Source organism: Mycolicibacter nonchromogenicus (genome assembly GCF_002101775.1).
GTDB classification, from domain to species: Bacteria; Actinomycetota; Actinomycetes; order Mycobacteriales; family Mycobacteriaceae; genus Mycobacterium; species Mycobacterium nonchromogenicum.
Map to the genome: position 1 here is coordinate 134,410 of NZ_LQPI01000040.1, position 14,223 is coordinate 148,632.

Below are 14,223 nucleotides of genomic sequence, written 5' to 3' on the forward strand. Positions count from 1 at the left end.
TGGGACCAATGACCAACCCCTCGACGGCACAGGCCCGCATCGTCGTCGACGAGCTGATCCGGGGCGGTGTCCGCGACGTGGTGCTGTGCCCGGGATCGCGCAACGCGCCGCTGGCCTTCGCGCTGCACGATGCCGACCGTAGCGGCCGGTTGCGCCTGCATGTGCGCATCGACGAGCGCACCGCCGGATATCTGGCTATCGGGCTGGCAGTCAGCGCCGGCGCCCCGGTGTGTGTGGCGATGACCTCTGGCACCGCGGTGGCAAACCTGGGGCCGGCGGTGGTCGAAGCCAACTACGCGCGCGTGCCGCTGATCGTGCTGAGCGCCAACCGTCCCTACGAGCTGCTGGGTACCGGTGCCAACCAGACCATGGAGCAGCTCGGCTACTTCGGCACCCAGGTGCGCGCCGCCATCAGCCTGGGGCTGGCCGAGGACGCCCCCGAGCGGATGGATGCCCTCAATGCCACCTGGCGTTCGGCGGTCTGCCGGGTTTTGGTTGCTGCCACCGGATCTCGGACCGCCAATGCTGGTCCGGTGCAGTTCGACATTCCGCTGCGCGAGCCACTGGTGCCCGACGCCGACGACACCGGAGCGCTGCCCCAGGGCCGGCCCCACGGCCGGCCCTGGACACTGACCCCGCCGGTGCACTTCGACCAGCCTCTGGACATCGACCTGTCGCCGGACACCGTGGTGATCGCCGGGCACGGCGCCGGACCTCATCCCAACCTTGCGGGCCTGCCCACCGTCGCCGAGCCAACTGCCCCGATACCGGCGAATCCCCTGCACCCGCTGGCACTGGCGCTGTTGCGCCCACAGCAGGTGATCATGGCCGGCCGGCCAACCCTGCATCGCCCGGTGTCGACTCTGCTGGCCGACCCGAGCGTGCCGGTGTACGCGCTGACCACCGGGCCCCGCTGGCCGGACGTGTCGGGCAACTCGCAGGCCACCGGAACCCGTGCCGTCACCTCCGGGGCGCCGGATCCGGCCTGGCTGCGCCGCTGTGCGGAGCTGAATGCCCAGGCGGGAGCCGCGGTCCGTGCGCAACTGGCGGCGCATCCGCTGACCACCGGCCTGCATGTGGCCGCGGCCGTGGTCGACGCGCTGCGCCCCGGGGATCAGTTGGTGCTGGGCGCCTCGAATCCGGTGCGCGACGCCGCGCTGGTGGGGCTGGGCAACGCCAAGGACGCCCGAGGCGTCACGGTGCGATCCAATCGCGGGGTTGCCGGTATCGACGGCACGGTGTCCACCGCGATCGGCGCCGCGCTGGCGCACGAGCAGCAGAACCCCGCCGCGCGCACCATCGCGCTGATCGGGGACCTGACCTTCGTCCACGACAGCTCCGGTCTGCTGATCGGGCCCACCGAGCCACGGCCGCAGGAGCTGACGATCGTGGTCTCCAACGACAACGGCGGTGGCATCTTCGAGCTGCTGGAGCAAGGAGATCCACGGTTCGCCGACGTCTCCTCGCGCATCTTCGGCACCCCGCATGACGTCAACATCGCTGCGTTGTGCCGGGCGTATCACGTCGAATTCCAGCAGGTCGAGGCCGACGACTTGGCCGATGCGCTCGACGAGCCAGCGGGTGGGGTGCGGGTGCTCGAGGTCAAAGCCGATCGCTCATCGTTGCGGACACTGCACGCCGCGATCAAGGCCGCATTGTGAGACTGCCCGATTACCGGTCCAACAGGGCCTATCGAAAGTTGAAGCCGCTGCTGCGCAGCCTGATTCGCGGCAATGACGCACTGGGGCGTGACACCTGGGCCGCGCGGATACTGCGATGGGCGCGCACCGCGGTGGTGATCCTGGTCTCATTGGTGACCTTGCAGTCGGTGCTGCTGGTGGCGGGGGCGTGGCGCAACGACATCACCATCGAACGCGACATGGGGGTGGCCGAGGCAGAGGTGCTCAATGCAGGGTTTCGGCGCTCCACCATCGAGTTCGTCACGCCGGAGCGGATCACCTATCGCCCCGAACTCGGCGTGCTCTACCCCTCTGAATTGGCAACGGGGATGCGCATTTACGTCGAATACGACAAGTCCGATCCGGACCTGGTACGGGTCCAGCACCGCACCGCGGTCCTGGCCGTCATCCCAGCCGGATCCGTCGCGGTCATCGCGTGGCTGATCGGGATCGCAGCTTTGCTGGGATGCAATGTCGCCGAACGACGGTGGGCCAGAGCCCAGTCGTAATGCGGTGTTCGCCTGGGCCACCGGTCTGCGAATTTTGCCCGAGCGCCGACGTGCTGCTTGTTAGGCTGCTGCGGATTTCGTGCTGCTCGTCCAGCGCGAAACGACGGCCCTAACCGGTGAGGAGTAGCTCAATGATCGGTCGCGCTGTGGTGTTGGCAGGCCTTTGCGCGCTGGGAGCGGGATTCACACCCCTTCCCGTTGCTGCTGCGGAGCCGTACTACAAGAACTGCGCTGAGGCCCGCGAGGCCGGTGCGGCGCCCATCTACGAGGGCGAGCCCGGCTACCGCAAAGGTCTGGATCGCGACGGGGACGGAATCGCCTGCGAATAAACGGGGCTAGCGCTCCTGCACCAGCCGGTCGAGCCAGCCGGCCTCGTCGGTGTCCACCACGGTTCTGGTCGTCGGGTCGTAGACCGTCGGAGTGCCGGGGTGCTCCGGGTTCGCCGCCAGCAGCTGTACCCGGTTGAACGCGTTCAGCGATGTGGCGTCGACGACCTGTTGCCCGGAGGCGATCCGATCCACCACGTGAGCGGGCAGGCCGCTCTCGCGCGCCGTGGTCGCGACGTCCTCCGCGCTGGGTGTGCCGCCCTTGCGGTACAGGTTGGTCACGAACGCTTGGTAGGCCTCGGCCGAGGTGGCCGGGTCGGACGCTGCCATCAGCGCGTTGCCGACGCGTGCCGAGGTGTCGTTGTGGCGGCGGGCATCCAGAAACGTCATCCAGCGGTAGGTCACCGCGACGTCGCCGGCGCTCAGGTGCCGGCTCAGCTCGTCGCTGGAGGCCGCCTCGAACTTCGCGCACTCTGAGCACTGCGGGTCGCAGAAGATCTCCAGCTGCACCGGGGCGGAAGCCGTTCCGACCACGACCCCGTAGTGGTCGGCACTCCACGCCGTGCCGGGCGCTTCGGGGTCGGCTGCTGCCGGCCCCGCCAACGCCGTGCCGAATACCACCAGTGCTGCCAATGTGCCCAGCCAAGACCGCATTCCAGCAACCTTAGCCGAGGCGGGTACCGTCGACCGGGTGAGCCGCGCCAGCCTGGACAAAGACCCGCACGCGGTGGCGTCGATGTTCGACGGCGTCGCCCGGCGCTACGACCTGACCAACACCGTGCTGTCGCTGGGTCGAGACCGGTCCTGGCGTAAGGCCACCCGCAAAGCGCTCGAGCTGCAGCCGGGGGAGAAGGTCCTCGACCTGGCCGCTGGCACTGCGGTCTCGACGGTGGAGTTGGCTCGCTCGGGGGCCTGGTGTGTAGCCGCGGACTTCTCGGTGGGGATGCTGACCGCCGGTGCCGGCCGGCCCGTGCCCAAAGTCGCCGGGGATGCCACCAAGCTGCCCTTCGGCGACGAGGTGTTCGACGCGGTCACGATCAGCTTCGGGTTGCGCAATGTCGTCGATCACTCCGCGGGCCTGCGGGAGATGGCCCGGGTGACCCGGCCCGGAGGCCGCCTGGTGGTGTGCGAGTTCTCCACCCCGACCGTGCCGGTGTTCGCCACCGTCTACAAGGAGTACCTGATGCGGGCGCTGCCGGCGGTGGCGCGTGCGGTGTCGTCGAACCCGGAGGCCTACGTCTACCTCGCCGAATCGATCCGCGCCTGGCCGGATCAGGCCGCGCTCGCCGAGCAGATCGGTGCATCGGGCTGGTCGGAGGTGAGTTGGCGCAATCTCACCGGGGGCATCGTCGCGCTGCACTCGGCCCGCAAGCCGCAATAGCCCCCAGCGCCACTCCCGCGAGCAGACGCGAAAGCCCCCTTTTTGGCGTGAAAAAGGGGGCTTTCGCGTCTGCTCGGCGGAGGTGCGGTGCCTGGGTGGGAGCGGAGGTGTGGTGCCGCTCAGCCCAGATGCGCCGAGAGCAGCCAGCCCGCGGCCGACATGCGGCCGTTTGGTTCTTCGCGCAGCGGAACACCGCCGAAGCCGGGGAAGTCGTGGGGGAACGCCGCGTGGAGGCGAGCCGGCCTGATCTCGTCGATGACCCAGTACTTCGACACCACCTCACGCAGTTCGTCGTCGGTCACCGCGAACGGCGGGCCCTCGGGGATGGCCGCCTTGTCGAAGACCAGGACGAAGTACGACGCCCCGGGCGCGGCGGCGCGCACGACGGCGCGCTGGTAGCCCTCGCGGGCCTCGACGGGGATCGAGTGGAACAGGGTGCTGTCGACGATGGTGCCGAAGCGACCCTCAGAACCAGGTGGATAAGCCGAGAAGTCACTGATGTCGGCGACCTCGAAGGAGGCGTTGGTCAAGCCACGCCGGGCGGCCTCACGGCGGGCCAGGTCGATGGCGGTGGGTGAGCTGTCGAGGCCCACGGTGTTGTGCCCCCGCTCGGCCAGGTACAGCGAAATGGCGGCCTCGCCGCAGCCGACGTCCAGGACGTCGCCGTGGAACTTGCCCTCGGCGATCAGGGCGGCCAACTCAGGCTGGGGCTCGCCGATGCTCCACGGGGGCTTGGTGCCCAGCCCCAGCTCTTCGGATTCACCCCGGTACACAGCGTCAAACTGGATTTCCATTGAATCGCTCATTAACCCGGTATATCAACGTCGCTGATACATGTCAACGATCTTGATATGCCTAATCGTGCTTACGCGCAGCCCCCGCCGCCAGGAGAACTAGGAGAACGGGCGGCGGCGGTCGGCCAACCGGGACATCCGCCCCCCGCCGCGCCAGATCCGCGCCACCAGATCCGCATCGTCGTCGGTGACCAGGTTGGCCATCACGCGCACCGCCACCCGCATCAGCGCCGTCGAACGCATCGCCAGCGGGCCGGTGGCCGGCAGGAACCGCGGGAACGTCAGCAGCAGCGCCAGTCGCCGTGCCACCGAGAATCCGCGCGCGTAGTGAGCGGCCAGCAACTCCGGCCAGACCTGCGTCAGGTCGGCGGTGCCCGCATTCTCCAGCAGTTCGACGGCTAGTCGCCCGGTCTCCAGGCCGTAGTCGATGCCCTCGCCGTTGAGCGGGTTGACACAGGCCGCGGCGTCGCCGATCAGCATCCAGTTGGGCCCGGCGACGCCCGAGACCGCCCCGCCCATCGGCAGCAGCGCGCTGGCCGGCGCACGCACCGGGCCCTCGAAGCCCCACTCCTCGCGACGCAGGTCGGCGTAGTAGGACATCAGTGGCCGCAGCGCCACGTCGGCGGGCCGTTTGACCGTGGCCAGCGCGCCGACTCCGATGTTCACCTCGCCGTTGCCCAGCGGGAAGATCCAGCCGTAGCCCGGCAGCACCTCGCCCTCAGGCGAGCGCAGTTCCAGATGCGACGTCAGCCAGGGTTCATCGCTGCGCGGCGAGGCCAGGTAGCCGCGCGCGGCCACCCCGTAAACCGTCTCCTGGTGCCACTGGCGGCCCAGCACGCGGCCCAGCGTGGAGCGGGCCCCGTCGGCGACGATCAGCGTCTTCGCGCTGATCTCCGTGCCGTCGGCCAGCACCACCGCGCGCACCCGACCCGCCGAATCATGGTGCACCCCGACAGCTTTGACGCCCAACAACATCCGGGCACCGGATTCCTCGGCGACCTTGCGGATGCGTTCGTCGAGTTCGGTACGCGGTACCGCGCTGCTGGTCGAGGGGAACGAGCGCCCGGGCCATTCCACTTCGACGTCGCCGCCGAAGCCGGACATTCGCAGACCCCGATGCCGGATATGACTGTCCAGCCACTCACCCAGGCCCAGCAATTCCAGTTGTTCGACCGCTCGTGGGGTCAAGCCGTCGCCGCACGGCTTGTCTCGCGGGAAGACGGCCGAATCGACCACCAGCACGTCGCGACCCGCCCGCGCGGCCCAGGCGGCGGCTGCCGACCCTGCCGGTCCTGCACCGACCACCACCACATCAGCCTGCGAATTCACACTGACCAGTATGTTGGAGCCGTGAGGACACCGGCGAACGTGGTGGCGGGGTTGGATTTCGGCGGCTTGGGAGATCCGGGTTTCGCCGACCGAGTGCGTGCCGGTGTGGCCCGCATCGAAGAGCTCATGGACACCGAGTTGCGCGGCGGAGACGCCCTGATGACCGAGGCCGTGACTCACCTGTTCGACGCCGGAGGAAAGCGGTTCCGCCCGCTGTTCACGGTGCTGTCCGCCCAGCTGGGGCCGGAGCCGGACGCCTGGCAGGTGACGGTGGCCGGCTCGGTGATCGAGCTGGTGCACCTGGCCACGCTGTACCACGACGACGTGATGGATGAGGCGCAGATCCGCCGCGGTGCGCCCAGCGCCAATGCGCGGTGGGGCAACAACATCGCGATCCTGGCCGGTGACTATCTGTTCGCCACCGCCTCACGCCTGGTGTCGCGGCTGGGCCCGGACGCGGTGCGGATCATCGCCGAGACCTTCGCCCAGCTGGTGACCGGACAGATGCGCGAGACCCGCGGGGCGGCCGACGGCGTGGACTCGATAGAGCACTACCTCAAGGTCGTCTACGAGAAGACGGCCTGTCTGATCTCGGCGTCGGGCCGCTTCGGTGCGACGTTCTCCGGTGCCGACGACGACCAGATCGAGCGGCTGGCCCGATTGGGTGGGATCGTGGGCACCGCCTTCCAGATCTCCGACGACATCATCGACATCGATTCCGACCCCGATGAGTCCGGCAAGTTGCCGGGCACGGATCTGCGCGAGGGTGTGCACACGCTGCCGGTGCTCTACGCGCTGCAGGAGACGGGTGCCGACGCCGAGCGACTGCGTGTGCTGCTGGCCGGCCCGGTGACCGAGGACGCGGTCGTCGAAGAGGCGCTGGGACTGTTGCGGGCATCGGCCGGCATGGCCAAGGCCAAGCAGACGGTCATCGACTATGCCGCGCAGGCCCGCGCGGAGCTGGCCGCGCTGCCGGACTGTGTCGGACGGGCGGCGTTGGCCAGCCTGGTCGACTACACCGTAAATCGGCACGGCTGACCACAATTGCGGAACTCGTGCGGCCGCAGCGGCGTTTAATGAGCACGATGGTCGGTCTCCAAGGAGGAAGTCGATGACCTGGCACCCGCACCACAACACGGTGAAGACGTTCTTTCTGCTGTTCGTGATGTCGGCACTGATCGTCTTGGTGGGCCGGGCATTCGGCCCGCAGATGATGTGGGTGGCGGTGCTGTTCGCTGTGGGGATGAACGCCTACACCTACTTCAACAGCGACAAGCTGGCGCTGCGGGCGATGCGGGCCCAGCCGGTGACCGAGGTGCAGGCGCCGGAGATGTACCGGATTGTGCGTGAGCTGGCCACCACCGCTCACCAGCCGATGCCCCGGTTGTACATCAGCGACACCAACGCGCCCAATGCCTTCGCCACCGGCCGCAACCCGCGTCATGCCGCGGTGTGCTGCACCACTGGCATCCTGCGGCTGCTCAACGAGCGTGAGCTGCGCGCGGTGCTGGGTCACGAGCTGTCGCACGTGTACAACCGCGACATCCTGATCTCGTGTGTGGCCGGCGCGCTGGCCTCTGTGATCACCGGCTTGGCCAACATGGCGATGTTCTTCGGCAACCGCCGCGACGGCAACCCGCTGGCGATGTTGCTGGTCGCATTGGTGGGGCCCCTGGCGGCCACGGTGGTGCGCATGGCCGTGTCGCGGTCGCGGGAGTACCAGGCCGACGAATCCGGCGCGGTGCTCACCGGTGACCCGTTGGCGCTGGCCTCCGCGCTGCGCAAGATCTCCAACGGGGTGGAACTCGCCCCGCTGCCTCCCGAGCCGGAGCTGGCCAGCCAGTCGCACCTGATGATCGCCAACCCGTTCCGGGCGGGGGAGAAGGTCGGTCAGCTGTTCGCCACGCACCCGCCGATGGCCGACCGGATCCGGCGCCTGGAGGCGATGGCCCGCGGATAGGGCGCCGCTGACGGGGCGCGGACGGTTTCAGTGCCGAGCGGACGTCAATCCAGGCTGACCGCTGCGCAGGCGCATGGGGCGGCCGGGACCGGTGCGGAGTCGCCGGGGGCCCGCACCGTGCCACCGGCGGCGAGATGCTGCTGCTTCCAGTCCTCCAAGGCCTGCTCGGCGGCGTGGTCGAGGTAGGTGGTCGAGATGTCCAGGGTGACGGGCGCCCCGGCCGGGATCTGCGCCAGCACACCGGTCAACTTGGGCAATGCCAAGAAGGTGCAGGCCCCCTCCACGGTTACCAGCCACTCCTCGCCTTCCTGGCGGGCACTGATCCTGACCCGGACCACCCGCCAGCCGGTCAACGCCAGCGCCAACGCCAGACCGATCAACACGCCTTCCAGCAGGTTGAGGAAGACCACCCCGCCAACTGTCACCAGATAGACGGCGATATCGCCGCTACGCCATGCGGTTCCGACGTGGTCCACTTTGATCAGCTGGACGCCGATCGTGATGAGCAGGCCCGCCAGCGCGGCACTCGGAATCTGATCGATCAAGCCGGCGAACGGCAGCGCGAACAGCAGGATCCAGACGCCGTGCAGGAATGCCGACGCCCGCGACTTCGCGCCGGCGGTGACGTTGGTGGCGCTGCGGACGATCACCCCGGTGATCGGCAGTCCACCCAACATCCCCGAGGTCACGTTCGCGGCGCCCTGTGCGACCAGTTCACGGTTGAAATCGGTACGCGGGCCGGTATGCATACGGTCGACCGACACCGCCGAGAGCAGGCTCTCCACACTGGCGATAAGCGCCACCGTCACCACCCCGACACCGACCGCGGTCCAATTGCCGTGCGGCAGCTCGGGCAGATGGATGGCATCCAGCAGCGACCCGTCGAGGGTGATGCGCCGCACGTCGAGGGAGAACATCACAGACAGCGCCGTGGCTCCGGCGATCGCCACCAGCGGCCCCGGAATGCGGCCCAGCGGTCCCGGCACCGAGCGCCAAGCCAAGATGGTGACGATCACCAGGATGCCCAGGATCGGCTCGGCGCCCTGGGCGTCGTTCAGCCCACTGGGCAGGGCGGCCAGGTTCTCCCATGCCGAGCTGGCCGACTGCCCGCCCAGCAGGACGTGCAGTTGCTGCAAGGCGATGGTCACGCCGATACCCGCCAGCATGGCGTGCACCACGACCGGCGAAATCGCCAGCGCGGCCCGCGCCACCCGGCTCAGCCCCAGCAAGACCTGCAGTACCCCGGCGGCGACCGTGATCGCACACGTCACTTTCCAGCCGAATCGGGCCACCAGATCCGCCACGACCACCGTCAACCCGGCCGCGGGTCCGCTCACCTGCAGGGGTGATCCGCCCAGTGCTCCGACGAGAAGACCGCCGACGATCGCAGCGATGATGCCGGCCAGTACCGGCGCGTCCGACGCGATGGCGATGCCCAGCGACAGCGGCAGTGCCACCAGGAACACCACCAGAGATGCGGGTACGTCATAGCGCAGAACCGATCCTGACCAGGCTTTTATGCGGCTGGCTTCTTTGCCTGCTCGGGGCGTGGTCAGCATCTATGGGGACCTCTGCTCTCGTTAGTCTCGCTGAGATGCAGCGAAGCTAAGCCCCACGCATTACTGGTGATGCAACGCGAGGTGACTATTAAGTAAACACTGGTTACTCTCCCTGAACCAGATGTACAGATTTTACACAGTTAGAACCCAGAGCCGGTCACCTCATGCCCAGGGGTCTCTGCGATCAGCCCGCGATAGGCCTGCTCCACCGTGGAGCCGTGGTTGATCACGCCGTCGACCTCGCGCGCGATCGGCATGCTCAGCCCGTACTGCGCGGCGAACTTCATGACCACGCTGGCGGCCCGCACGCCCTCGGCCACCTGGTTCATCGACGCGATGATCTCGTCGATCGGCTTGCCCGACCCCAGCTGCTCTCCGACGTAGCGATTGCGGCTGCGCTGGCTGGTGCAGGTGACGATCAGGTCGCCCATCCCGGCCAGACCCGCGAAGGTGTCGCGGGCCCCGCCCATCGCCTCACCGAGCTTGGACATCTCGCGCACCGAACGCGCCATCACCATCGCCCGGGTGTTCTCCCCGATCCCCAGCGAGTAGCCCATGCCGACCGCGATCGCGTAGACGTTCTTCAGCGCCCCGGCCATCTCGACACCGACCACGTCGTCAGTGGTGTAGACCCGGAATCGCTTGGTGCGGAACAGCGATGCCAGCTCGCAGGCCAGACCCGGGTCGGGCATGGCGAGCACGGCGGCCGCCGCATAACCCTCGGCCACCTCGCGGGCGATGTTCGGGCCGGCCAGGATGCCGGCCGGATGTCCGGGCAGCACCTCGTCGACGATCTGCGACATCCGCATGTTGGTGCCCTGCTCCAAGCCTTTGACCAGCGACACCACCGGCACCCAGGGTCGCAGCTCGGTGGCCAACTCTTCGAGCACGCCCCGGAAGCCGTGTGACGGTACGGCCATCACGACGACATCGGCGCAGTGCGCGGCCTCGGCGAAATCGGTGGTGGCGCGCAGCGTCTCGCTGAGCACCACGTCGTTGCCGAGGTAGCGACTGTTGCGGTGGTTGTCGTTGATATCGGCGGCGGTCGCTTCCGAGCGAACCCATTGCAGGGTCGGCGCGCGGCGCGAGCAGATTGACGCCACGGTGGTCCCGAAGGATCCGCCTCCGAGCACGACAACATTGGGAGTACGAGTAGCAGCAGGCATGAGCCCCAGCGTATTGCCGTCGCCACCGCCACACCGGCGGTTTGTGGACATGTTCGGCCAGACGGCAGCCCAGCGGCGTCAACCCGCAGCCGCGCCCCTGACCGCGGCGAGGCTAACCGGCCAGCGGAATCGGTTCCCCGACCCGCCCGAACACCATCGATTCCTCGATCCGATTGAACCGGAAGTCCAGGGCGTCGACGAAGTAGTTCTGCCGCACGTTCCACGGCCGCTTGGTGCCCGAGCGTGGGAGCGCGTGCGGCGCCCGCAACACATAACCGGCCTGGATATCCCATGCCGGCTTCTCGGCCAACGGCTCATCGCCGAGGTGCGGGAAGGCATGGGTGTAGCCGCGAGAAGCCATGTAGGACAGCAGGTTGGCGGTCGCCCGCGCGGTCATGTCGGCACGCAGAGTCCAGGACGCGTTGGTGTAGCCGACGCACCAGAACAGGTTCGGCAGGTCTTCGAGCATGTGCGCCTTGTAGACGAACCGTTCGGTCGGTTTGATCTCGGTGCCGTCCACGCTGATCTGCACCCCGCCCAATGCCTGCAACTGCAGCCCGGTGGCGGTGACGATGATGTCGGCGTCCAGGTGTGCCCCGGACTGCAACGCGATCCCGGAGGCGTCGAAGTGGTCGATGCGTTCGGTGACCATCTCCACGGTCCCGGCACTGATATGGGTGTAGAGATCACCGTCGGGAATCAGACACAGCCGCTGGTCCCACGGCTGATACGGCGGCTTGAAATGGATGTCCACGGCGTAGCCCGGGGGCAGATTCTGCACGGCGTCACGACGCAGCATCCATTTCAGCAACGGAGGCAACTTGCGGGCCAGGAACCACACGTAGCCTTCGAAGAACGCCGAGACGAACCGGATGATCGGGTGAGCCACCTTGCGGGGCAACACCTTGGAGACCACATCGATGAACCGGCTGGTCTTGGGTGCCGAGATCACGTAGGTGGGAGTGCGCTGCAGCAGGGTCACCTGGGCGGCCTGCTCGGCCAGCGCCGGGACCAGTGACATGGCGGTGGCGCCACTGCCGATCACCACCACCTTCTTGCCGGCGTAGTCCAGATCTTCGGGCCAGTGCTGGGGGTGCACCAGCGCCCCGGCGAACGTCTCGGATCCGGGAAAGTCCGGGGTATAGCCAGCGTCGTAGTTGTAGTAGCCGGAGCCGAAGAACACGAACCGGCCACGATAGATTCGCGGGGTCCCGTCGACGTTCGCCGTCACCGTCCAGGTGTCGGTCGCTGAATCCCAGTCCGCCGCGGTGACGTGGTGGTTGAACCGGATGTGCTCGTCGATGCCGTACTTGTGCGCGGCGTCGGTCAGGTAGTCGCGGATCTCGTCGCCGTCGGCGACCCGTTCGCGACGGGTCCATGGTTCGTACGGCAGGCACAGCGTGAAGATGCTGCTGTCCGAGCGCACCCCTGGATAGCGAAACAGGTCCCAGGTCCCGCCGATGCGCTCACGCCGTTCCAGGATGACGTAATTGGTCCCGGGATTGCGCTCGGCGATGCGGTAAGCCGCGCCGATACCGGAGATGCCCGCTCCGATGATGACGACGTCCACGACCTCTTCGGTAGCCACGATCCCCAGCGTAGGCACCGGGCGGGCTCGCCGGTCGAGATTGCGTCAGCGGTAGTTCACGAACTGCAGGGCCACGTCCAGGTCGGCGCCCTTGAGCAGCGCGATCACGGCCTGCAGGTCGTCACGTTTCTTCGACGACACCCGGATCTCGTCGCCCTGGACCTGGGTCTTGACGCCCTTGGGGCCCTCGTCGCGGATCAGCTTGTTGATCTTCTTGGCGTGCTCGGAGTCGATGCCCTGCTTGAGGCTGCCGCTGACCTTGTAGGTCTTGCCCGACGGCTGCGGGTCGCCGGCGTCGAAGGCCTTCATGGAGATGTCGCGGCGGATCAGCTTCTCCTTGAACACGTCGACGGCTGCCTTGACCCGCTCCTCGGTGGAGCTGACCAGCTCGATGGTCTCCTCGCCCTTCCACGCGATGGTGGTGTCGGTGCCGCGGAAGTCGAACCGGGTGGCCAGTTCCTTGGCGGCCTGGTTCAAGGCGTTGTCAACCTCCTGCCGATCGACCTTGCTGACGATGTCGAACGATGAGTCCGCCACGAGACCTGTCCTTCCTTGATGGGTGTGCTGGCCGATTTGTGTTGTGGGTACATCCTCGTTGTAGTCTGCTAGGCGCACTACGGCAGGTTGCCCGAGCGGCCAATGGGAGCGGACTGTAAATCCGTCGGCGCAAGCCTACGCAGGTTCGAATCCTGCACCTGCCACACTGGTCAGGCCCCCTTTTGAAGGGGGCCTGATTGGTTTTTCGGGCCCGTGGGGGGCTAACTCGCCACCGGGGTCAGGCCGGCCTCGAGCGATCGGCACAGCAGTTCGCGGTGATGACCGGCGTCTCCGCACAGCATGGCGTCGACCCGCGCGCGGCGCAGATACAGGTGCAGGTCGTGCTCCCAGGTGAACCCGATACCGCCGTGCAGCTGAAGCGCCTGGCCGGAGATCCGGTTGACCGCGTCGGAGACGTAGGCCTTGGCGATGCTGGCGGCACGGTCGGCCTGGGGATGGGCGGCGTCGAGGGCCATGGCCGCGTAGTACGTCGCGGCAGCGCTGGCCTGCGCCCAGATCCGCATATCGGCGCACTTGTGCTTGACCGCCTGGAAGCTGCCGACCGGGCGCCCGAACTGGACCCGTTCCTTGACGTAGTCGGTGGTCATGGCCAGCAGGCGCTCACCTATCCCGACCATCTCGGCGCAGTTCAGAACGGTCGCCAGATTCAGGGACCGGGTGATCGCCCCTAGGGCCGCGTCGCCGTCGGCAATCAGCGCCGCCGCCTCTGTCGAAACCTGGTCGAGCGTCACATCGCAGTAGCTGCGGGTGACGTCGAGTGTCGTCTGGCGCTCGATCCGCACCCCGGGGGCATCGGCCGGCACCAGAAACCGGGACGGCCGGCCGTCGAGGACAGCGTCGATGAGCAGCACCTGCGCAATGTCGGCGTCCTGGACACAGACCTTCGATCCGGTGAGTGTGTAGCCCTCGGCGGACCGCTGTGCGCGGGCGGTGATACCGGCCGCCGACCAGGGCTGGGAGAACTCGGCAAAGGCCCAGGCCGCGATCACACTTCCGTCGCAGATCCCCTGTAGCAGCGCCGATCTGGCTGGGTGGCCGGTGCGGCTCAGCGCGTCGGCGGTCACCACGACCGGTGAGAACGGCACGCTGGCCAGGCCGCGCCCCAGTTCTGCCGCGACCAGGGCCAGATCCACGATCTGTTGGCCGAGTCCACCGTCATCCTCGGCCACCCCGAGTGCCGGCCAGCCCAAGTCGGTGCCGCGCCGCCACAGTTGCGGATCGAATCCGTGGGCGGTGTCGATGAGCTTTCGGGCCGTCTCCACCGGAAACTTGGTGGCCAGCAGCGCACGCGTTGTGTCGACCATGCCGCGCTGTTCGTCGGTGAGCTCGAAATCCACGGCCACTCCTTAACGCGCACTCGCGAGGTTGGGGATT

14 protein-coding genes and 1 tRNA gene are annotated in these 14,223 nt (G+C 67.8%); 7 read left to right on the forward strand and 8 right to left on the reverse strand.

Going from position 1 to position 14,223, the window contains the following annotated elements; genetic code table 11:
* Positions 1-8 precede the first annotated feature (8 nt).
* The 3 genes from menD (at position 9) to AWC18_RS10125 (ending at position 2,517) form a co-directional block, all read left to right on the forward strand.
* On the forward strand, positions 9-1,661 hold the full coding sequence (gene menD, locus AWC18_RS10115) for a 2-succinyl-5-enolpyruvyl-6-hydroxy-3-cyclohexene-1-carboxylic-acid synthase (RefSeq protein ID WP_085138610.1): 1,653 nt from the start codon (positions 9-11) through the stop codon (positions 1,659-1,661).
* The gene (locus AWC18_RS10120) at positions 1,658-2,188 is read left to right on the forward strand and encodes a DUF3592 domain-containing protein (RefSeq protein ID WP_420093324.1); all 531 of its coding nucleotides are present in this window, start codon (positions 1,658-1,660) and stop codon (positions 2,186-2,188) included. The genes menD and AWC18_RS10120 overlap by 4 nt, the downstream gene beginning before the upstream one ends.
* A 131-nt stretch (positions 2,189-2,319) precedes the next feature.
* The gene (locus tag AWC18_RS10125) at positions 2,320-2,517 is read left to right on the forward strand and encodes an excalibur calcium-binding domain-containing protein (protein WP_085138611.1); all 198 of its coding nucleotides are present in this window, start codon (positions 2,320-2,322) and stop codon (positions 2,515-2,517) included.
* A gap of 6 nt (positions 2,518-2,523) precedes the next feature.
* Here AWC18_RS10125 and AWC18_RS10130 read toward each other — a convergent pair whose 3' ends face one another.
* Positions 2,524-3,168 carry a DsbA family protein gene (locus AWC18_RS10130; RefSeq protein WP_085138612.1) on the reverse strand — a complete coding sequence of 215 codons (645 nt, stop codon included), beginning with the start codon at positions 3,166-3,168 and terminating at the stop codon, positions 2,524-2,526.
* A 37-nt stretch (positions 3,169-3,205) separates the two neighbouring features.
* Between AWC18_RS10130 and AWC18_RS10135 the strand changes: the two genes are divergently transcribed.
* Entirely contained in the window at positions 3,206-3,895 is a 690-nt protein-coding gene (locus AWC18_RS10135) for a demethylmenaquinone methyltransferase (RefSeq protein ID WP_085138613.1), read from the forward strand.
* 119 nt (positions 3,896-4,014) lie between these two features.
* Here AWC18_RS10135 and AWC18_RS10140 read toward each other — a convergent pair whose 3' ends face one another.
* Both AWC18_RS10140 and menJ read right to left on the reverse strand, forming a co-directional pair.
* The gene (locus tag AWC18_RS10140; protein ID WP_085138614.1) at positions 4,015-4,701 is read right to left on the reverse strand and encodes a class I SAM-dependent methyltransferase; all 687 of its coding nucleotides are present in this window, start codon (positions 4,699-4,701) and stop codon (positions 4,015-4,017) included.
* 87 nt (positions 4,702-4,788) lie between these two features.
* Positions 4,789-6,027, reverse strand: coding sequence for a menaquinone reductase MenJ (gene menJ / locus AWC18_RS10145; protein WP_208858349.1), 1,239 nt, complete (start codon positions 6,025-6,027; stop codon positions 4,789-4,791).
* Positions 6,028-6,039: 12 nt separating this feature from the next.
* Here menJ and grcC1 point away from each other — a divergent pair, with 12 nt between their 5' ends.
* Positions 6,040-7,056 (forward strand): nonaprenyl/(2E,6E)-farnesyl/geranylgeranyl diphosphat synthase, encoded by a 1,017-nt coding sequence (gene grcC1, locus AWC18_RS10150; RefSeq protein WP_165757990.1) that lies wholly within the window; start codon positions 6,040-6,042, stop codon positions 7,054-7,056.
* Positions 7,057-7,129: 73 nt separating this feature from the next.
* Positions 7,130-7,978, forward strand: coding sequence for a zinc metalloprotease HtpX (gene htpX, locus AWC18_RS10155; protein ID WP_064999121.1), 849 nt, complete (start codon positions 7,130-7,132; stop codon positions 7,976-7,978).
* A gap of 44 nt (positions 7,979-8,022) precedes the next feature.
* Here the strand turns inward: htpX and AWC18_RS10160 are convergent, their stop codons facing one another.
* The 4 genes from AWC18_RS10160 to AWC18_RS10175 form a co-directional block, all read right to left on the reverse strand.
* Positions 8,023-9,537 (reverse strand): SulP family inorganic anion transporter, encoded by a 1,515-nt coding sequence (locus AWC18_RS10160; RefSeq protein ID WP_085138616.1) that lies wholly within the window; start codon positions 9,535-9,537, stop codon positions 8,023-8,025.
* A 140-nt stretch (positions 9,538-9,677) separates the two neighbouring features.
* Positions 9,678-10,703: an NAD(P)H-dependent glycerol-3-phosphate dehydrogenase gene (locus AWC18_RS10165; RefSeq protein ID WP_085138617.1), complete on the reverse strand. Its 1,026-nt coding sequence runs from the start codon at positions 10,701-10,703 to the stop codon at positions 9,678-9,680.
* 112 nt (positions 10,704-10,815) lie between these two features.
* Positions 10,816-12,300 (reverse strand): flavin-containing monooxygenase, encoded by a 1,485-nt coding sequence (locus AWC18_RS10170; protein ID WP_076048150.1) that lies wholly within the window; start codon positions 12,298-12,300, stop codon positions 10,816-10,818.
* A 36-nt stretch (positions 12,301-12,336) separates the two neighbouring features.
* Entirely contained in the window at positions 12,337-12,828 is a 492-nt protein-coding gene (locus AWC18_RS10175; protein ID WP_064999117.1) for a YajQ family cyclic di-GMP-binding protein, read from the reverse strand.
* 81 nt (positions 12,829-12,909) lie between these two features.
* On the opposite strand from AWC18_RS10175, the gene AWC18_RS10180 reads away from it, so the two are divergent.
* Positions 12,910-12,992 (forward strand) — tRNA-Tyr (locus AWC18_RS10180).
* Between the two features lie 57 nt (positions 12,993-13,049).
* On the opposite strand, the gene AWC18_RS10185 is transcribed toward AWC18_RS10180, so the two are convergent.
* Complete coding sequence (locus AWC18_RS10185; RefSeq protein ID WP_064999148.1) at positions 13,050-14,186, reverse strand: acyl-CoA dehydrogenase family protein; 1,137 nt, start codon at positions 14,184-14,186, stop codon at positions 13,050-13,052.
* Between the last annotated feature and the right edge of the window lie 37 nt (positions 14,187-14,223).